The sequence below is a fragment of the Actinocrispum wychmicini genome (genome assembly GCF_004345645.1).
GTDB lineage: Bacteria > Actinomycetota > Actinomycetes > Mycobacteriales > Pseudonocardiaceae > Kibdelosporangium > Kibdelosporangium wychmicini.
This window is the reverse complement of record NZ_SLWS01000003.1, coordinates 81,805-99,845: the sequence shown is the minus strand read 5'-3', so window position 1 is coordinate 99,845 and position 18,041 is coordinate 81,805. Positions and strand designations below refer to the sequence as shown.

Below are 18,041 nucleotides of genomic sequence, written 5' to 3'. Positions count from 1 at the left end.
CGCTACGGGTTTCCTTGGGGGTCGGCGTGCGGGCGTTCTTTGTCACCTCTCCCGGTGCTGGGCAGGTCTTTCCGTCCATCTCACTCGCACACGCGCTGGTCGCGGCGGGTCATCAGGTCCGGTACGCGCTGGGCGGCGACCTGACGGCCGTGACCAAGGCCGGGCTGGTCGCCGTGGACGCCGCGCCGGACGTGGACTTCCAGGCGATCTTCCACCGGGCCTCGCAGACGAAGCCGATGACGTTCGGCGGCGGCCGGATCGGCTCGATCTTCCAGTTGTTCGGCGACATCTCCAGCGTCATGGTCGACCGTGCGCTCGCCGCCGCGCTGGACTGGCGCCCGGACATCGTGCTGCACACGCCGATGCAGGGCGCCGGGCAGTTGGTGGCGGCCGCGCTCGGCCTGCCGGCGGTGCAGATCCCGCTGGGACCGGCGATCAAACTGCCGCCGATGACCGGCGACCCGGTCCGCGAACTCCTGGCCGAGCACTACGAGCGGCACGGCGTGCGCGGCTTTCCCCGCCAGCGGGTGCGGATCAGTGTGACCCCGCCGAGTTTCACCCACCAGGACCCGAAAGCCTGGCTGATGCGGTACGTGCCGTACAACGCCGGCGGCGTCCTGCCGGAGTGGCTCACCGCCACCCCGAGCCGGCCGCGGATCGTGGTCTGCCTCGGCACGGTCTCCCCGATCTACCGTGGCCTGGCACCCATTTTCCCGGTCGTCGAGGCAGCCACGAAGATCGACGCGGAGTTCGTGATCACCCTCGCCGGCGGCGACCGCACGGCATTGGGCGACCTGCCGGACAACGTGCGCACGGTCGACTACGTGCCGCTGCACGCCCTGCTCGAAGGCGCGCACGGGCTCATCCACCACGGCGGCGCCGGCACCACGATGACGTCCCTCGTCGCCGGTGTGCCGCAGTGCGTGCTCCCGCAGGGCGCGGACAACCCGTTCAACAGCCAGGCGGTCGTGTTGCGCGGTGTCGGCATCTGCCCTGAGACGTTGGACACGGCGTCGATCGAGCAACTCGTCGACGACGAGCAGTTGCTCAAGGCGGCCGACGAGGTCCGCGCCGAGATCGCCACCCTGCCCAGCCCGGCGAAGCTGGTCGAACAACTGGAAACCCTGGTCTGACCACCGGTTTGTTGACGTCCCGCGGACCCACGTGCTATTAATCCACCAAGTGGTTGGTGAATTAAAGGAGCCCGGATGTCCGCTGCCCGACGAGGCCGCCCGCCGGCCGGCCCGGAACGCCGGGACGCGCTGGTCAGCGCTGCGTACGAACGCCTGGCCGAAGCCGGGTTCGAGGGCCTGCGGCTGCGGGACGTGGCCGCGGCGGCCGGCATCGACCACTCGACCATCCACCACCACTTCGCCACCAAGCAGGACCTGGTGGTGGCGGTCGTGGACCACACCACCCGGCAGTTCTGGTCGACCACGCCGCCGGACGGCGGCCCGGCCGACCGCCTGCGCCGGCACCTGGCCACGCTCGGCCGGAAGATCGCCGAGCAGCCCGAACTGCACGTGGTGTTGCGCGAACTGGACCTGCGCGCCCGGCGCGACCCCGAGCTGCGGACGATCATCGCCGCCCGCGAGGAGGGCTGGCGCGACTCGCTCCGCACGCTCCTGGCCGCCGCGGCCGAGGCAGGCGCGCTGGTCACCGGCGTCACCCCGGACACCGGGGCCGAGCTGATCATCGCCACGGTCAAGGGCGCGAGCCTGACCCCGGACCGCGCACTGAACGTCCTCGAACTGCTCGAACGGCTGCTGATCCGTGCCTGACCTGGAGGAACACGTCATGTCCACACTGCGCGTCATCATCGTGGGCGGCGGCATCGGCGGCCTGTGCCTGGCGCAGGGTCTGCACGCGGCCGGCATCGATGTCGCCGTCTACGAACGCGACGCGACGCCGGACGCGCGGCTGCAGGGATATCGGCTCAACATCGAGCCGGTGGGCAGCCGGGCGTTGCACGACTGCCTCCCGCCGCACCTGTGGGAGATCCTGGTGGCCACCGCCGGTGATCCGGGGCGCGGCATGGGCGTGTGCACCGAACGGCTGCAACTGTTGATGCGCGAGGACGATCAGTCCGCCGAACGCGGCCCGGCCGAACGCACCCACGCGGTCAGCCGAATCACGTTGCGCCGGTTGTTGCTCGACGGCCTGGACGACATCGTGCACTTCGGCAAGGAGTTCAAGAGCTATCGGCCCAATGCGGACGGCACAGTGACCGCGTTGTTCGCGGACGGCACGTCGGCTACTGGGGATCTGCTGGTCGGCGCGGACGGCGCACGATCACGGGTGCGGCGCCAACTGCTCCCGCACGCCACCGAGCGCAGCGCGCCCGGGGTCGGGATCGGCGGCAAGATGCCGCTCGGCGACGCAACCGCGTGGCTGCCCGAGGAGGTGACCGTCGCCAAGAACATGATCCTGCCGCAGCGGGACTTCCTGTTCACCGCGGTGTTCCGCCAGCGTGAGAGCGGCATGGACGACGACTACGTGATGTGGGCCTACGTCGCCCATCAGCGCGCTTTGCCCGCGGGCACGTCCGGCAAGCGCGGCCAGGAGCTGCTCGACGTGATCGCTCCCCGGGTCCGCGACTGGCATCCGGACCTGCGCCGGCTGATCGCCGACACCCCGGCGGACACCGTGGAGCAGTTCGACTTCGCCGCCGCGGCGCCGGTGAAACCGTGGTCCACCGGCAACGTGACCCTGCTGGGCGACGCGATCCACTTCATGCCGCCGGTCGGCGGGCTCGGTGGCAACGCCGCCTTGTACGACGCGAACGCGCTGCGCCACGCCCTGGTGAACCGGGGTGGGAAAGACCTGCTCCAAGCCGTCGCCGAGTACGAGCGCGCGATGCTCAAGCACGGTTTCGGCGCGGTCCGTGCGGCGACGATGTACCTGCGTCTGGCCATCCTGCGCAGTCGCACGGTCCGAGCAGTCGCGCGGACGTTCTTCCGCGTGTGTGGCAGGGTCGCGCCACTGCGCCGGGCCGTGTTCGCTGACTAAGTGTTGTGAAATCATTGCCGTGTGGTCCCCAACGAAAACTGGTTGTTCGACCGCTACACCGAACTCTCGTCGCGGAGTAGCCGTGTGCTCACCGCGCTGGACTTCGGCTGCGGCGCCGGACGTGTCATCAGCCACTCGCTCAACGAGGGCATCGGGGACTTCTGGGGAGCCGACACCTATTACGGCGACGGCGAGATAACCGCGCGCGACGAGCACGAGACCATTCCGCCCGCCACCCGGGAGCGGATCAGGCTGCTGGAGCCCGGCAGGCCGCTGCCGTACGACGACGACAGCTTCGATTTCGTCTGTTCCAACCAGGTCTTCGAGCATGTCGACGACCTGGCGGGCACCATCGACGAACTGGCCAGGGTGACCCGGCCGGGCGGTGTGCACCTGCACCTGTTCCCCACCCTGGAACTCCTGCGGGAGGCCCATCTCGGCGTTCCGCTGATCCACCGGCTGCCGGTGGAACGACGGGAGGCGTGGGCGAAGCTGTTCTATCCCCACGCGTACTACGCCGACACGACGTCCAGTTTCGACGACTGGTGGAAGGCGATGGGGCCATTCCTCGCGGAACGGACTTTCTACCGGCCACGGGCGGAATACGACACGGCGTTCGCGCGACGGTTCCAGGTGACCCACGTGGAGCAGTCGAAGCTGGCGTTCCATCTCGGCCAGTCCCGGCTGCGCCCGCTGCGTGCCCTGGCGCACACCGTACCGACGACCGTGGAGTTGCTGCGCGTCGGCACAGCCGTGCACCTGCGGCTCCCGATTACCGCGTGACGATCACTGTCCCTTGGGCGAACGCGCACAACTGCAGCCCGTCATCGTCCACTGTGTACACTTCGCACCGGCACGTGGCCCGGGAACGGCTTGCCTGCACGACGTTCGCCTCGGCGCGGAGCAGTGCTCCGGTTCCGGGTCGGACATAGTCGATGCTGAACCCGGCCGTGAGTACCGACGGCCCCAACACCGACCCGGCCGCGAAGGTCAACGTGTTGTCGGCGGCGTACGCGAGCACCCCGCCGTGCAGGTAGCCGTTCTGTTGCTTCAGCTCGTCCCGGATGTCCAGTTCCAGCACAGCCACACCGTCGCCGAAGGCCACCAGCCGGGCGCCGAGCAGGGCACTGAACGGCTGGCTGGCGAGCCCCTTCCGGGCGAAGTCCAAGTCCACCCCAGTCTCCTCACTTCACTACTGAAGTGAGGATGACGGCACGTGACCGACCTGTCAAGATTCGGCGCATGCCCGACGAGCGCCTGTTCTTCCTGCTCCAGCGCGCCGCCCACCAGCTGCGTGTCAGCGCCGACCGGCGGTGCGTGGCGGCGGCCGGCATCACCACCGCCCAGCTCGGCGCCCTGTTCGTCGTGCACGACCAGCCTGGCGTGACCCAGCAGGAACTCGCCGCCGAGCTGGGCCAGCGGGAGTCGGCGATCACCGCGATGGTGGCCCGCCTGATCGACGCCGGCCTGGTCACCAGGCGCCCGCACGCCCGCCAGTACCGGGCGATGGCGTTGCACCTCTCCCCCGCCGGCACCCGCGCGCTGACCCGCGTGCGGCCGGAGATGGCCGAGTTCAACGCCGAACTGCTGGCCGCGCTCGGCGCCGACGGCTTCGACCAGGCCGTGGCAGTGTTGGGCCGGCTCGCCGAATGGCAGTCGTGACCGACAGACGGAGGATCTGTGTACTACATGCTGCTGATCTACAACTGCGACCGCCCGGAGCCCGGTGACCCGAGGTTCGAGGACGCGGTGGTCCAGGTGAACGCGTTCGTGGACGAGTGCCGGCGTCGCGGCGCGCTGGTCGGCGGCCACCCGCTGCTCAAGGAGAGCACGGCGAAAAGCGTGCGGGTGCGTGACGAGCAGACGCTGGTCACCGACGGCCCGTTCACCGAAACCCACGAGCACCTGGGCGGGTACTACATCCTCGACTGTCCCACCATGGACGACGCGCTGGAGCTGGCCGCGCTCTGCCCGATGGCGGCCGTCGGGCACATCGAGGTACGACCGGTCGCCGTGGTGCCCGAGGTCAACAACTTCCCGGTCTGACGGTCACCGCAGACCGGCCAGGAGCTTCTCCACGGCGGTGCGGAGCTGGCTGGGTTCGGGGCACAGCGCCAGTGCGGAGCGCAGCGCCGGTTCGGCCAGGTCTGGCCGGCCGTCCTTGGTGAGGACGTCGGCCTGCAGGATGTTCATCCGGACGGCGAGGACCACAGCGCCTGCCTGGTGGAAGGCGGTGGACGCGCGGGCCGCGTGCTGGACGGCCTCCGGGCCGCGGCCCTGGATGGCCAGGATCGTCGCGGCCGCCCGGCCCAGGTATCCCCACGTCATCGCGGTCGCGTCGGGCATCGCACGGATCCCGTGCTCGGCGATACTCAGCGTGGCCAGCGCCCCGTTCGAGTCGCCCGCCCACTGCAGGCACATGGCCTGCATGCAGCGGCAGTACCCGGCGGCCGCCTGGTCGTTGATCTTCACCTGGAGGTCCGCCGCCTCACCGAACCTGGGCGCGGCCTCGGCGTCCCGGTCCAGTTCGCTGAGGATCTCGGCGCACGTGGTCAACGCGCGGGCCGCCATCGGCAGGTTGCCGGCCGCCCGTGCGTTCTCGATCAGCTCGTCGTAGTGGTCGACCGCGGCCTCGGCCTCGCCGAGCTGGTAGGAGCTGTCCGCCAGGATGAACCGGCAGACATCCGCCATCGTCGGCTCGTCCAGCTCGCCCCGCACGTTCTGCAGCCACACCGCGCCCGTGGTCGCCGCGGTGACGGCCTCGTCGAACCGGCCGGCGGCATGGCACGCGACGGACAAGTGGTACCACTGCTCCGGATAGTCGTCCTCGGTGGCCGCGAACTCGGCCACGGACTCGGTCAGGTCGGCGATCGCGTCGGCGGGCCGGTCCTCCGCGAGCAGCCCACGACCGCGTTCGTAGCGCAGGTACGCCACGACGCGTGGATGCGTGTTGGGCGGCAGGTTGGCCAACTGATTCCGCACGATTCCGGCGAAGGCGGCTTCGTCGCACGCGGATTTGAGCACGTCGAAACTGTCGAGCGTCTTGGCGAACGACCCGGCCGCCATCAGCACGTCCTTCGCCATGGTGGCCAACGGGATCGCGCGGGCCGCGTCCTCGTACTCCGCGTACCGCCAGCTGGCCTCCATGGTCGCGATCACGCCGATCGCCAACGGGTCACGGGCCGTCGCGGCGAACTGGGCCGCGCGTTCGATCGCCGGGAAACACGCGGATTTGCCCAACGTCACCAGCACCTGCGCCAGCCGCAGCTCGCCGTACGCGATCCCCCACGCGTCGCCGGTCTTGTGTAGCTCCGCGACCACCCAGTTGGTCAGCTCCAGCGCTTCCTTGCCCCGCTCGTACTCCGCCAGCCAACGACCCAGCCACGCCAGGCACAGCAGGTATCGCCGGTGGTCACCGGCGTTGCGGTGCTGGTCCGCCGCCCACCGCAGAGCGGGCTCCGCGGCTTCGTCCCAGTTGACGACAGCGCGCATCTCAGCGACCCGCGCGGCCAGATGCGGCGGTGTGGCCACTGAATCCAGGTATTCGACGGCGAGGTCGCCCTCGTACGCGCGCAAGTGCCACTCCGCGCGCTCGACAGCCTGCTCAGGTTGAAGGCCGGCCGGGACGTTCCGCCTGCGCCTGCGGCTGGTCGGGGTCAGCGGCACGAAGTCCGCGACCGGCTGGAGGGTGAGCTTGCGCCTGATCCGGTCGCCCTGCGCGGTGGTGCCGTTGCGGTGGTCGAACCGGGTGGCCAGGTCCAGCGCGATCGCGGACATGTCGTCCCGCAGCTTGGCGGCGGGCACCGCGGGTTCCTCGCCGCACACGCACCCCACCATCTCGCCGCCGCGGCCAACCGCCACCAACCGTCCCAAAAGGACAGCGGCGGACGTGGCGAACTCCATCTTCCCGTTCGGCCGGTTCAACGTAGGGAAGCCGTGCAGCCGTCGTTTCAGCTCACGCAGCCCGGCGTCCTCGTTGCCGGTCAACGCACAGAACTCGATCCGCATCCCGCTGTACTCGTACCGGTAGACGCCGTACTCCATCGAGCGTCCCGACCGTCGGTACGCCGACGCCGCGTCCGCGTACGCGCCCGCTTTCGCCAGTGGCACAAGCATCAGGCACTGGATCGGCACCGGCGGCTCGTCGAAACCGATCTGCCCGGCGAGGACGGGCGCGGCGATCTCTCGGGCCTTGGCCAGCGACGTCTCGTCACCGCGCAGCACCAGCCGTTCCACTTCGGGTTCGAAATCCCACACCGACCGGGGATTCGCGCCACCCGCGGCGATCCACGCCTGGTAGCAGCGTTCCTCCTCGGCCCAGTCGCAGGCCAGCTGCGCCACCCAACGGCGGGCGGCGTGCACGTCGACCAGGCTGTGCCCGCCGGCCCGGAACCGGCGTTCCATGTCCTCGAACGCGCCGTAGATCTGGGCCAGCGTGACGTCCGGGAACTCGGCCATCGACTGCGCGATACTGGTGTACCAGTTGCGCAGCGACCAGTCCTCCTCCGGGCCGAACTGCCACGGCCGCTGGTCGTACTCGGCCAGGCACCGCGCGAACAGGGGAAAAGCCTTGTGCCACTGGCGATCGACACTGTACGCGCTGGCCAGGCCCCGGCGGGCGGCGAAGGCCAGTCGCGGGAAGCCGCCGGCGTCGGCGTGCCGGACGACGTCCTCCATGATGGCCTGCTGGGCCTCGCCGTGGTCCATCTCGTCGGCCTGCTCCAGGGCCGTCCACAGCTCGGGTTCGGACCTGCTCATCGCATCGCCCAGTCCAGCAGGCCCACAAAGGACTGGTTGAGCAGCGCGCTGTCCTGTTGCCGCAACGGATGGTGGCCGTGCAGCAACGCCTGCCCGTACAGCGCCTGGACGGCCAGGCCGGCCAGGTTCGAGTCGGGCAGCTCGACCATCCGGCGGACGACCGGGCTGCGCAGGTTCAGCACGAGCTGCGGCCGGGCCGGCGCTCCTTCGTCCATTGTGGACAGCACGTCGGACCACAGCCCGGTCGACGCCGCTCGGGCCGACCGCATCTCCTCGGCCTGGATGGCCTGCCTGCCCACCAGGTACAGCGCCGGCAGCGACGCCGGCTCGAACGCCCGTGGCAGCACCGCGCAGTGCAACGGCTCCAGCACCGTCGCGGCGGCCGAGAGCAGCGGTCGCAGCCGCATCTGCGTCTGCGGGTCCGGTTCCTCGAAGTGGGTGGCGAGCTCGCTCGGGTCGAGCCGGCGCACCTGGATCGCCGGATCCAACCCGGGCAGGCTCTTCATGATCTCGATGTCGTACGTGTAGCCGCCGTTCACCAGGCCGATGCCTTGGGCGTTCGCGACCGCGGCGAGCTCGCGGAACTCGTCGCCGGTCGCCGTGTAGCGGATCACCGGGTGCCGGCGGCGGAAGTCGGCCAGGGTCAGCGGACCCCAGTTCGTCTCCATCGGCCACCACTGGTCGACGATCTTCAGCATCTCCAGGTCGTGCCGGGCCAACGCCTTCACGCCAAGGTGGTGCACGGCAAGAAACCGGTGCAGGCGCTGCGGGTCCGTGCTGGCGAGGCGCACGAGCCAGTCGCGGATCTGTACGCCGATCGCGGCCCGGGTGTCGGCGAGCAGGTCGTCCTCGTACAGCTCCTCCCGGCTCGCGGTCGGCCGCAACTCGGCCGTGTCCACCACGCACCGGACGAAGAACGCCCATTCCGGCAGCAACTTCTCGACGTCGTCGGCCAGCAACATCCGCCGCAGGTAGACGCGGTGCCCGCCGCGCACCGCGGGGTTGGCCGACATCGGCATGACGAACGCCATCCCGGACAGGCCCGCCTCCGGGACGTTCAGGTCGATCACGTCGAACGGCGTGAACCCGAACAACTGTTGGCAGTATGCGGAGAGGGCCTCCGCACGCGCCGCGGGGTTGGCGTGCCGCGCGCGCCACGGCAGGGCGCCTTCGGTCACTGGTCGGCCCGCGACCGTGACGTCGATCGGCAGCAGGCTGCCGAACCTGGTGGCGAGGTCGGTGACGGTGGCCGTGGTCAACCAGTCCGCCATGCCACGCCGCGCGACGAGCGTGACCGTTGTCCCCGGCTCCGTCCGTTCGGTGTCAGCGGCGGCGACCGTGTACCGGCCGTCCGCGAACCCGGTCCACGCCACGGTCGCGCCGCCGCGCGCCGACCTTGTCAGGACATGCACCTCGTCGGCGACGAGGTAGCACGACAGCAAGCCGATACCGAACTGGCCGAGGAACTCGTGTCGCGCGAACCCCAGGTCGTCCCGCTTGGAGCTGCGCCCGATGGTCGCCAGCAGCTCGTGCACCTCCGGCTCGGTCAACCCGATGCCCGTGTCGTGCACCCGCAGAGTGCCTTCGCCAGGTTCGATCGCCACCGCGCCAGGCGCGCCCGGGTCGACAAGGCGCCGCGCGGTGATCGCGTCGACCGCGTTCTGCATGAGTTCCCGCAGGTAGACGCGGGGACTCGCGTACAGGTGATGACTCAGCAGGTCGACCACGCCACGCAGGTCGACCTGGAATGTCCGTTCCATTGAAGCCCTTCCCCAGGAGTGATCCACATCGTAGACAACGCGACGGGCACAGGGGACTGTTGTAGCAGAACGATCCGATCAAGCACCTCATGTGGGCCGGGCCACGTCCGTTGAGAGAATTGCCGATCATTGTGATCGACAATGACGGCGGCGAATTTCCGACGCACAGTGGCGGCATTGCGCAGAGTTCCCGATGACGGCGCCGACCAGCCGGGAAAGCCCGGACTCGGCTCCGCGAAGGCGACCGCCTGATCATTTATCCGAGTGGTCACGGGCGGGGTTGACTATCTGCACCGACACCCGTATCCGTTGTGCGGGAAAAAGGGCGCCGAACAGCACTCGAGATCGCGGCACGGCCCACCGAACCGGGGTTCGCCGTGCCGGATCTCGACGGGTGGCTATCGGATCGCGAAACCGGCCGTCATCGCGTCGACCTGGGCCTGGTAGGCGCCGGGTTCGACGTCAGGACGGGCCGTGCCGTCGACGTCGCCCGGGGTCACGGCCAGGACCGAGGTCGGGAACGACACCTGCGCGGTCCGGGACTCGCCTGGGTTGAGCGTGACCCGGGTGAAGGCCGCGAGCCGTTGCGGTGGCACAAGGACGTCGCTGACCGGTTGGTGTACGTAGACGGGAACGACCTGGGTACCGGCACGGGTGCCTGTGTTGGTGACGGTCACGCTGACCGTGACGGTTCGGCGGACTGGGTTGGTGACGGTGAGGTTGGTGGTGGTGAAGGTGGTGTAGCTGAGGCCGAAACCAAAGGGGTACAACGGGTTGTAGTTGTGTCCGGCTCCGCCGGCGGTGTCCGGGAGCTGGTCGAGGACCTTGGGTTGGTCACCGAGAGGTGAGGGGCAGGTGCCGCAGAAGTCGGCGCCCGGGGTGTCCGCCTCGGAGGGCCAGCTCACCGGCAGCCGTCCGCTCGGGTTCACCTTGCCGAACAGGACGTCGGCCACGGCTGTACCCGCTTCGGTGCTTCCCTGGTACGCCATCAGGAGGCCTGGCGCGGTGCGGGCGGGGCCGAGGCCGAGGGGGCGGCCGGCGACCACCACGACGACGACCGGTTTGCCCGTGGCCTGCAACGCGCTGATCAGGGCCTTCTGGTCGGCGGGCAGTGCGGGGGCCGGGTTGTCGCCAAGACCTTCCGCGTACGCCTTCTCCCCCACCGCGACCACGATCGCGTCCGCGTCACGCGCCGCGGCCACCGCAGACGCCTGGTCGGGCGCGTAGGTCGTTGCGGAATCGGCCGCCTGCAAGCCTTTCAGTACCGTTGTGCCTGGCGGGATCTGGTCGGCGGGCCCCACGCAGCACACGTGGCCGGCGCCGAACACGCCCTGCCAGCTGACACTCCAGCCGCCGAGCTGGTTGGTCATCGAGTCCGCGCTGGGTCCGGTGACCACCAGTTTCGCGCCCGGCTTCAGCGGCAGCACGTTGTTCTCGTTGCGTAACAAGGTAATGGATTCCTGGGCCGCCGTCAGCGCGGCGTCCCGGCCGGCGGTCACGGTCGCGTCCGCCTTGCCCGCGTCGACGTACGGATGGTCGAACAGGCCCAGTTGGAACTTCAGCCGCAGGATGCGCCGTACCGACTGGTCGATCCGGTCGACCGACACCAGACCCCGCTGGACGTCCTGGGCGAGCCCGGTGTTCCAACCGACGAAGTCCGACGGCGTCATGGACATGTCGACCCCGGCGTTCACGGCTTTCGCGATGGCACCGGCGAAGTCGGCGGCCACATGATAGTTGGCCGCCAGCGCCGGCACGTCGCCGTAGTCACTGATGACGACGCCCTGGAAGCCCAGCCGTTCCCGCAGCTCGGTGGTGAGCAGGAAATGGGACGCGGTGGCCGGGATGTTGTTGACCGAGCCGGAATCCGCCATCACCGCGGCGGCGTGCGCGTCGATGGCGCCCGCGTAGGACGGGAGGAACACGTCCTGCAGGTACCGGATCGGCAGCTGGGCTTCGACCCGGTCATGGCCGTTGATCGACTCGGAGTACCCGGCGAAATGCTTGACGGTCGCGGCCGCCTGACCCGTTGCCTGCAGGCCGGTGACGAACTCGCCACCCATCGCCGCGCTCAGCGCGGGCTGCTCCGACCACGTCTCGTACGCGCGGCCCCACCGGTTGTCCCGGTAGAGGTCCTGGACCGGCGCGAAGTCCCACGTCCACCCGGTGGCCGCCAGCGACCGGCTGGTCGCCGCGCCCGCGATCCTTGCCACCGTGGGATCCCACGTCGCGCCCATCCCGATGGACTGCGGGAACAACGGCGCCTCAAACGGATGGCCGAAGCCGTGCACCGCGTCGACCCCGAAGATCACCGGGATGTGCAGCCGGGTGTGGTCGATCGCGTAGTGCTGGATCGTGTTGTACCACTCGGCCCAGCCGTGGCCGGTGTTGCTCACCGGGTTGTCCGTGCCACCCGCCAGGATCGACCCGGTGAAGTTCCTGACCAGGACGTTCTCCAGACAGCTCGGTTGGAGCGGATCCTTGTTGCCGCCCGTGTTGCGGCACATGCCGTCGGCCGGGTCAGCGGTGTCCCGCAGCGAACCCGTGACGATCTGGTCCATCTGGCCGATCTTCTCCGCCAACGTCATCCGGCGCAGCAGGTCCGCCACCCGGAACGACACCGGCGCGTTCGGGTTGAGGTAGTCACCCTGCGGCGCCGCGACCGCCCCGGACGGCGCGACCACGACAGCGCCAGCAAGGCATAAACCAGCACCGGACAATCTGAGGGTTCTGGACAATCCACGCATTCTCATGACATCCGTCCATCGGATTCGAGTGTCCACAGTGATCGGTGTCGAGCGAGGTTGGGAGCGCTCCCACAATCGTCCACGATAACCCGGGGAAAGGGACTGGTCACGCTTCGAGCAACTGCTCGGTGACGACGTCGGTCAGCCAGTCGTGGTAACGCTGTCTCGTCCACTCGCGGTGCCGGCGCAGGAGTTGGTGGACGTGTGGTGAGGCCAGGGCGTAGAGGATATCGGCGGCGGACTGGGCGGTGAGGCCGGCACGGAGGGCGTGCATGCCGTGCAGCGTTTCGGTGAGGGTCAGCCAGAGTTGTTGCGTGGCTTGGGAACCGGCATCGGCTGCGGCTCGCATGTCCGGGTCGGCGTCGGCGGCTTGGACCGTGACCATGATCAGGTCGCCGGCTCGTTCGAACAGGGCGACCGTATAGCCGATGGTCTGGTTGATCACCGTGTGGGGGTCAGGTTGGTCGAGGGCTGCCTGGATCTCCGATCGGTCGGCTACCGCGACCGGTTCCTCGTCGCCCACGGTGGCCACGTCCAGGGCGTGCTGGAACAGGTCCGCTTTGCCGGGGAAAGCGGCGTAGACGGTCCGCTCGCCGACGCCTGCGGCGCGGGCGATGTCGCGGATCGTGGTGGCCACGTAGCCGCGCTCGACGAACAGCTCGGCTGCCGCGGTGCGGATACGGGCCTTGGTCTGGGCGGCGGACTGCGCGCGCTGGGCTGACTGGTAGCGCCTCGCGCGGTCCGGGTCGGGTGTCTTGACGTCGGCGGCCACGGGGGTCATCCTACATCTTGGCAGCAGTACTGCTGCAGTGAATTCGAGGTGAGGGTCATGGCAACGCGTGAGCTGGCCGGGATACATCACGTCAAGATCCCGGTGACCGATCTGGCGCGGACGGCGCAGTGGTACCGGCAGGTGTTCGGACTGTGCCCGACGATGGAGTTCCGCGAGGCGGACGGCGTCGTCAGAGGGTTCGTCGGCGAGATCCCGGGACTGGCGCCGACACAGGTGGCGTTCCGGGTCAACGACGTGGCGGCGGCGGGCAGCCGTGGGTTCGACCCGGTCAGCTTCGCCGTGAAGAGCCGCGACGACCTGGAGACCTGGGTGGAGCATCTGGACAGCCTCGGCATCGAGCACTCACCCGTCATCGAGGCGTCCGTCGGCTGGCTGCTGGTCTTCGACGACCCGGACGGGGTGACCCTGCATCTGTACACCTGGGCGGAACACGGCATCGACCAGGCGGACAAGCCCGGCTACGGCCAAGCGATCACCGACCCCGACCGGTGGCAGCCGATATAGTCGCGGGACATGACCACCTGGACTGCGTGTGTCGGCGGACAATGGGTCGAGCCCGCTCAGGGCGAGTGGTTCGAGGTGCTGGAACCCGCCACCGGTGGGAAGATCGCGGACGTCTTGGCGGCCGACGAGGCACTCGTCGACCAGGCGGTCACGGACTCCCGCCAAGCCTATGCCGAGTGGCGCCGCCGAACGCCGCGCGAGCGTGGCGCCCTGCTGCGCAAGGTCGCGGACGTCATCCGGGCGCACGCGGACGAGTTGGCCGAACTGGAAGCGAGAGAGGTCGGCAAGCCGCGGCGGGACGCGCTCCGGTTCGACGTCTCGTTCAGCTCCGCCGGGTTCGACTACTACGGCGGCCTGGCCGACACCCTGCACGGCGACCTGCTGGACCAGGGGCCGATCGAGGCCCGCGTGACGTACGAGCCGTACGGTGTGGTGGCCGCGATCCTCCCGTTCAACTGGCCGCCCATCCATTTCGCCAAGAAGTGCGCGCCCGCGTTGGCGGCCGGCAACACCGTGGTAGTCAAGCCGGGTGACCAGGCGCCGCTGACTGTGCTGCGGCTGGTGGAGTTGGCCAACGAGGTGCTGCCGCCGGGTGTGGTGAACGCCGTGGCCGGGCTGCCGGCGGGCGCGTTCCTGGCCGGGCACCCGACCGTCGAGCGGATCACGTTCACCGGCGCGACCGCGACCGGACAGCAGGTCCTGGCGAGCGCGGCCAGGAATCTGACGTACGCCACGGTCGAACTCGGCGGGAAGAACGCGTTGCTCGTGCTCGACGACGCCGACATGGATGTCGCGATCGACGTCGCCATCGAGGGCACGTTCTACAACCAGGGCGAGGCGTGCACGTCGACGTCGCGCATCCTCGTTCATCGCTCCCGGCACGCCGAGTTCGTCGAACGGTTCACGCGGGCGACGAGCGAACTCGTGGTCGGTGACGGGCTCGACGCGGCCACCGACATCGGCCCCATGGTCGACGCCAAGCAGCAGGCCAAGGTCCTCGCGTACATCGACGCCGGGGTCGACGAGGGCGCCAAGATCGCGTTCCAGGGCACGACTCCTTTGGACGACCGGCTGAAGGGTGGCTTCTGGGTGCCGCCGACCGTCCTGGTCGACGTCGAACCGTGGATGCGGGTGGCGCAGGAGGAGATCTTCGGGCCGGTCGCGTCGATCATGGTGTTCTCCAGCGACGACGAGGCCGTCGAGATCGCCAACGGCACCGCGTACGGCCTGACCGCCGCGTTGGTCACGACCGACCACTTCCGGGCGTCCCGGCTCGCCGAACTCCTGGCGGCCGGGATGATCTTCGTCAACAACTACATGCGCCGGTCGTTCCTGGGTTCGCCGTTCGGCGGGGTCAAGGGCAGCGGGTTCGGCCGCGAGAACTCCGCAGAGACGCTGCACGAGTTCGTCCGCGCCAAGAACGTCCGGTTCCCGTCCGGCCGGGCGCCGATCCCGACCTGGCCACCGCGCTGAATGGATCCATTCGACCCCCTCTGGCCTAGAATAGGCCTCACGAGTGGGGTGAATGGATCCATTGGAGGCTCGATGCCCATCCCGGGGCTGACCCGAACGGACCACTTCGGCATCACCGTGCCGGACCTCGCCCAGGCCAGGGCGTTCTTCGAGGACGTGCTGGGCTGCGAGTACATGTACACGCTCGGCCCGTACCAGCACGACGGGACCTGGATGAGCGAGCACCTCGGCGTGCACGACCGCGCGGTCATGCGGCGGCTGCACTTCTTCCGGCTCGGCGGCCAGGCCATCTTCGAGGTGTTCGAGTACGCCGCGCCGGACCAGCGGACGGAGCCGCCGCGCAACAGCGACGTCGGCGGCCACCACCTGGCCTTCTACGTCGAGGACATGGACGCGGCGGTCGCCGACCTGCGCCGCCGGGGCCTGCGGGTACTGGGCGAGCCGACCGCCAGCAAAGGACCGAGCGAGGGCCAGCGCTGGGTGTATTTCCTGGCGCCGTGGGGAATGCAGTGCGAGCTGGTGTCCTATCCGAACGGCAAGGCGTTCGACCACCACCCGGACGCCTTCCGGTGAGCGATGTCGCCAGCCAGCGGATCGCCGCGGAGCTCCGAACCCGGATCCTGACCGGCCGACTCGCCCCGGGCACCCGGATCATCCAGGACGAGCTGGCCGAGGAACTGCGCACCAGCAGGCTCCCGGTCCGTGAGGCCCTGCGGATCGTGGCCGCGCAGGGCCTGATCACCCTGCGCGCCAACCAAGGCGCCTGGGTGACCACAATGGACATACGGGAGTGCGCCCTGACGTACCGGATGCGCGAACGCCTCGAACCGCTGCTGCTCACCGAGTCGGCACCACACCTGACCGACAACGACATCGCCGAACTCACCGAGATCCAGGACCGCATCGAACAAGCCACCGACGTGGAGGAGTTCCTCGCGCTGGACCGGAAACTGCACTGGACGGTCTACCGCCGCCACGACGCCGAGGAACTCGCCGCGATCGTCGCCCGCCTGTGGGACACCACCCAGCACTACCGCCGCGCGTTCACCCAACTCGCCGGCGAACAGCGGAACTGGGTGATCCGCGCCGAACACCGGCTGCTGATCGAGGCGTTGCGCGACCGCGACCACGGGTCCGCCGAACGCGTCCTCGAACTGCACATCCGCCGAACCCGGGTGGAACTCGCGCGACATCCCGAGGTCTTCAGCTGAGGCCGAGCCTGGCGGCGAGCGCTTCGAGCACCGCCACCTGCTGGTCCGGCGGAACCGGGGTATCGAGGTTCAACGAGATGTGCAACTCGCCGGCGCCGTCGGCCGGCCCGGTCACGGTCGGCGAGCACCACGCCTCGTCAGCCAGGCAGGCCGTCAGATGACACCCCGAAGGTCCGTCGCAACGCTTCACCCTCCATGCGGTAGAAGACCTTGGACGAGTCGCGCGGCAGGCCGAGCGTCTCATAGAATTCTCGTGCGCCAGCGTTGTCTTCGTCAGTCATCCATTCCACCCGACTGCAGTTGTGCTGCAAGGCCGCCTCGAACAGGCTGTGCATCAGAAGGCGGCCGACGCCGCACCGCCAGTGAGTTCTTGACACGTACAGCTCTTTGAGGAACAGCGAACGGGTCAAGTCAGCTGCCGGCCACAGAAAGGAATACGAGGCCAAGCCAACCAACTGGTTCTCATCCCACGCCAGCAGCAACTGCGCCGCCGGAACCGCGCCGAACAACGCCTCCCGAACCTGACGCACCCGTTGTTCCAATGGAGCGAACTCAGTAACGCCGTAAAAGGCGTCCGTCTCCTCCAACAGCACGGCGATGGTCTCGATGTGCTCGATCTTGGCAGGCGTCACGAGAACCACCGGCGTCACTCCTTCGGGTCGGCGTCGGTCAAGAGGTCATGTAGCTCACGAACCGCGGCCAAGTTCTGATCCTGCACCGGCAAGGCTTCCACGATCTGACGTGCTCGCAGACCGATGATCCCGCGGCGTTGCGGATCAGTGAGACTCAACAGGGTGCGTGCGGCATGCGCGACCGCAGTTGTGGTGTCACCGTTCTTCGCCAGGCACATGGCCCGGTCAAGCTGGGTGAACGCTTCGTCCATGAAGTCGCCTGATGCGACCAGCTCCAGCGCCCGATCCTGCGCCTGCCATGTGGCCCGGGTGTCGCCGAGGTGCGTCGGGCACGAAGCGTGAAGCCACTCGGCACGCTGCGAGGTGGGACGGACCGGCTGAAGATCTCGTCGTGGAGGATGTCAAGAACAGGTCCCCGGCACCGACCCATCATCGAACGGCGCCGACGGGGCGCACGGACGAGGAGACGAAGTCATGAAGTTCCTGCTGGTCATGCACATGAATCCGGCGATCTGGGACGCGCTGACCGAGGACGAGCGCCAAGAGGTGATGAACGGCCACGGCGGGTTCATCGACACCGTCCGCAAGTCCGGCGAACTGCTCGGGACGACCGCGTTGGCCGACCCCACGAGCAGTGCCGTCGTGCGGGTCCGCGATGGCGTGCCGGCGGTGACCGACGGGCCGTACCTTGAGGCCAAGGAGTATCTCGGCGGCTACTACCTGGTGGAGTGCGCAAGCCGGGACCGTGCGCTCGAGCTGGCCGCGCTGATCCCGGACGCCCATGTGGACGGTCTGGGCATCGAGGTGCGACCGGTGGTGTTCGCCGGGGGTGCCGAGTCCGGGGAACCGGTGTGAAGTTCCTCCTGAACGTGTACACCGACCAAGCGGACCCGGTCGTGTGGGAGTCCGGTGAGTTGGTCGACGCCCAGATGGTCGCGGACGCGTCGACCAGCGCGGTGGTCCGGGTGCGCGATGGCGTGACCACTGTGGCTGACGGGCCGTATCGGGAGTCCGCGGTTCAGGTCGTCGCGTACTACCTGGTCGACTGTGAGGACCGGGAACGTGCCTGTGAGCTGGCCGCGACCATGCCGGCCGCCCGGTACGACGCGGTTGAGGTGCGGCCGGTGATGGTCGCCGCGGGATGGGAGATGTGA

General features: G+C 69.0%; 20 protein-coding genes. 12 read left to right on the top strand and 8 right to left on the bottom strand.

Annotated features, from left to right (window positions below; all coding sequences use genetic code 11):
- Positions 1-26: 26 nt before the first annotated feature.
- The 4 genes from EV192_RS14850 (at position 27) to EV192_RS14835 (ending at position 3,792) form a co-directional block, all read left to right on the top strand.
- Complete coding sequence (locus EV192_RS14850) at positions 27-1,133, top strand: nucleotide disphospho-sugar-binding domain-containing protein (protein ID WP_132115574.1); 1,107 nt, start codon at positions 27-29, stop codon at positions 1,131-1,133.
- A gap of 75 nt (positions 1,134-1,208) precedes the next feature.
- Positions 1,209-1,781, top strand: coding sequence for a TetR/AcrR family transcriptional regulator (locus EV192_RS14845; RefSeq protein WP_132115572.1), 573 nt, complete (start codon positions 1,209-1,211; stop codon positions 1,779-1,781).
- Between the two features lie 16 nt (positions 1,782-1,797).
- On the top strand, positions 1,798-3,009 hold the full coding sequence (locus EV192_RS14840; RefSeq protein WP_132115570.1) for an FAD-dependent oxidoreductase: 1,212 nt from the start codon (positions 1,798-1,800) through the stop codon (positions 3,007-3,009).
- 21 nt (positions 3,010-3,030) lie between these two features.
- A complete protein-coding gene (locus EV192_RS14835) occupies positions 3,031-3,792 on the top strand; it encodes a class I SAM-dependent methyltransferase (protein ID WP_132115568.1) in 762 nt (253 codons plus the stop codon).
- Here the strand turns inward: EV192_RS14835 and EV192_RS14830 are convergent.
- Positions 3,782-4,183, bottom strand: coding sequence for a PaaI family thioesterase (locus tag EV192_RS14830; RefSeq protein ID WP_132115566.1), 402 nt, complete (start codon positions 4,181-4,183; stop codon positions 3,782-3,784). The two genes, EV192_RS14835 and EV192_RS14830, sit on opposite strands and share 11 nt — an antisense overlap.
- 68 nt (positions 4,184-4,251) lie before the next feature.
- On the opposite strand from EV192_RS14830, the gene EV192_RS14825 reads away from it, so the two are divergent.
- Positions 4,252-4,671: a MarR family winged helix-turn-helix transcriptional regulator gene (locus EV192_RS14825; RefSeq protein WP_207926057.1), complete on the top strand. Its 420-nt coding sequence runs from the start codon at positions 4,252-4,254 to the stop codon at positions 4,669-4,671.
- A 27-nt stretch (positions 4,672-4,698) separates the two neighbouring features.
- Positions 4,699-5,055, top strand: coding sequence for a YciI family protein (locus EV192_RS14820; RefSeq protein ID WP_481729064.1), 357 nt, complete (start codon positions 4,699-4,701; stop codon positions 5,053-5,055).
- A 3-nt stretch (positions 5,056-5,058) separates the two neighbouring features.
- Here the strand turns inward: EV192_RS14820 and EV192_RS14815 are convergent, their stop codons facing one another.
- The 4 genes from EV192_RS14815 to EV192_RS14800 form a co-directional block, all read right to left on the bottom strand.
- A complete protein-coding gene (locus EV192_RS14815) occupies positions 5,059-7,767 on the bottom strand; it encodes a hypothetical protein (protein ID WP_132115560.1) in 2,709 nt (902 codons plus the stop codon).
- Positions 7,764-9,527: an HSP90 family protein gene (locus EV192_RS14810; RefSeq protein ID WP_132115558.1), complete on the bottom strand. Its 1,764-nt coding sequence runs from the start codon at positions 9,525-9,527 to the stop codon at positions 7,764-7,766. Before EV192_RS14810 ends, EV192_RS14815 begins: the two co-directional genes overlap by 4 nt.
- 398 nt (positions 9,528-9,925) lie before the next feature.
- The gene (locus EV192_RS14805; protein ID WP_243726846.1) at positions 9,926-12,211 is read right to left on the bottom strand and encodes a beta-glucosidase family protein; all 2,286 of its coding nucleotides are present in this window, start codon (positions 12,209-12,211) and stop codon (positions 9,926-9,928) included.
- A 169-nt stretch (positions 12,212-12,380) separates the two neighbouring features.
- Positions 12,381-13,046, bottom strand: coding sequence for a TetR/AcrR family transcriptional regulator (locus EV192_RS14800; protein ID WP_165960390.1), 666 nt, complete (start codon positions 13,044-13,046; stop codon positions 12,381-12,383).
- A gap of 57 nt (positions 13,047-13,103) precedes the next feature.
- Between EV192_RS14800 and EV192_RS14795 the strand changes: the two genes are divergently transcribed.
- The 4 genes from EV192_RS14795 (at position 13,104) to EV192_RS14780 (ending at position 16,255) form a co-directional block, all read left to right on the top strand.
- A complete protein-coding gene (locus EV192_RS14795) occupies positions 13,104-13,571 on the top strand; it encodes a VOC family protein (protein ID WP_132115544.1) in 468 nt (155 codons plus the stop codon).
- A gap of 9 nt (positions 13,572-13,580) precedes the next feature.
- Positions 13,581-15,044, top strand: coding sequence for an aldehyde dehydrogenase family protein (locus tag EV192_RS14790; RefSeq protein WP_132115542.1), 1,464 nt, complete (start codon positions 13,581-13,583; stop codon positions 15,042-15,044).
- Positions 15,045-15,116: 72 nt separating this feature from the next.
- A complete protein-coding gene (locus EV192_RS14785; protein WP_132115540.1) occupies positions 15,117-15,617 on the top strand; it encodes a VOC family protein in 501 nt (166 codons plus the stop codon).
- Positions 15,614-16,255, top strand: a complete 642-nt coding sequence (locus EV192_RS14780; protein WP_132115538.1) for a GntR family transcriptional regulator — start codon at positions 15,614-15,616, stop codon at positions 16,253-16,255. The genes EV192_RS14785 and EV192_RS14780 overlap by 4 nt, the downstream gene beginning before the upstream one ends.
- Here the strand turns inward: EV192_RS14780 and EV192_RS56810 are convergent.
- Genes EV192_RS56810 through EV192_RS14770 form a run of 3 tightly spaced genes read right to left on the bottom strand, consistent with a single transcriptional unit; the run spans position 16,248 to position 17,138 of the window.
- On the bottom strand, positions 16,248-16,370 hold the full coding sequence (locus EV192_RS56810) for a hypothetical protein (protein WP_279493354.1): 123 nt from the start codon (positions 16,368-16,370) through the stop codon (positions 16,248-16,250). The genes EV192_RS14780 and EV192_RS56810 overlap by 8 nt on opposite strands.
- 22 nt (positions 16,371-16,392) lie before the next feature.
- Positions 16,393-16,896 (bottom strand): GNAT family N-acetyltransferase, encoded by a 504-nt coding sequence (locus EV192_RS14775; RefSeq protein WP_132115536.1) that lies wholly within the window; start codon positions 16,894-16,896, stop codon positions 16,393-16,395.
- A gap of 5 nt (positions 16,897-16,901) precedes the next feature.
- Positions 16,902-17,138 (bottom strand): hypothetical protein, encoded by a 237-nt coding sequence (locus EV192_RS14770; RefSeq protein ID WP_132115534.1) that lies wholly within the window; start codon positions 17,136-17,138, stop codon positions 16,902-16,904.
- Positions 17,139-17,361: 223 nt separating this feature from the next.
- On the opposite strand from EV192_RS14770, the gene EV192_RS14765 reads away from it, so the two are divergent.
- Together EV192_RS14765 and EV192_RS14760 are read left to right on the top strand one after the other, a co-directional pair.
- Positions 17,362-17,742: a YciI family protein gene (locus EV192_RS14765; RefSeq protein ID WP_132115532.1), complete on the top strand. Its 381-nt coding sequence runs from the start codon at positions 17,362-17,364 to the stop codon at positions 17,740-17,742.
- Complete coding sequence (locus EV192_RS14760) at positions 17,739-18,041, top strand: YciI family protein (protein ID WP_132115530.1); 303 nt, start codon at positions 17,739-17,741, stop codon at positions 18,039-18,041. Before EV192_RS14765 ends, EV192_RS14760 begins: the two co-directional genes overlap by 4 nt.

Coding starts and splice junctions, on each gene's coding strand:
- EV192_RS14795 (WP_132115544.1), top strand. CDS start 13,104: ATGGCAACGCGTGAGCTGGCCGGGATACATCACGTCAAGATCCCGGTG.
- EV192_RS14845 (WP_132115572.1), top strand. CDS start 1,209: ATGTCCGCTGCCCGACGAGGCCGCCCGCCGGCCGGCCCGGAACGCCGG.
- EV192_RS14770 (WP_132115534.1), bottom strand. CDS start 17,138: ATGGACGAAGCGTTCACCCAGCTTGACCGGGCCATGTGCCTGGCGAAG.
- EV192_RS14820 (WP_481729064.1), top strand. CDS start 4,699: ATGCTGCTGATCTACAACTGCGACCGCCCGGAGCCCGGTGACCCGAGG.
- EV192_RS14765 (WP_132115532.1), top strand. CDS start 17,362: ATGAAGTTCCTGCTGGTCATGCACATGAATCCGGCGATCTGGGACGCG.
- EV192_RS14815 (WP_132115560.1), bottom strand. CDS start 7,767: ATGAGCAGGTCCGAACCCGAGCTGTGGACGGCCCTGGAGCAGGCCGAC.
- EV192_RS14840 (WP_132115570.1), top strand. CDS start 1,798: ATGTCCACACTGCGCGTCATCATCGTGGGCGGCGGCATCGGCGGCCTG.
- EV192_RS14825 (WP_207926057.1), top strand. CDS start 4,252: ATGCCCGACGAGCGCCTGTTCTTCCTGCTCCAGCGCGCCGCCCACCAG.
- EV192_RS14785 (WP_132115540.1), top strand. CDS start 15,117: ATGCCCATCCCGGGGCTGACCCGAACGGACCACTTCGGCATCACCGTG.
- EV192_RS14810 (WP_132115558.1), bottom strand. CDS start 9,527: ATGGAACGGACATTCCAGGTCGACCTGCGTGGCGTGGTCGACCTGCTG.
- EV192_RS14790 (WP_132115542.1), top strand. CDS start 13,581: ATGACCACCTGGACTGCGTGTGTCGGCGGACAATGGGTCGAGCCCGCT.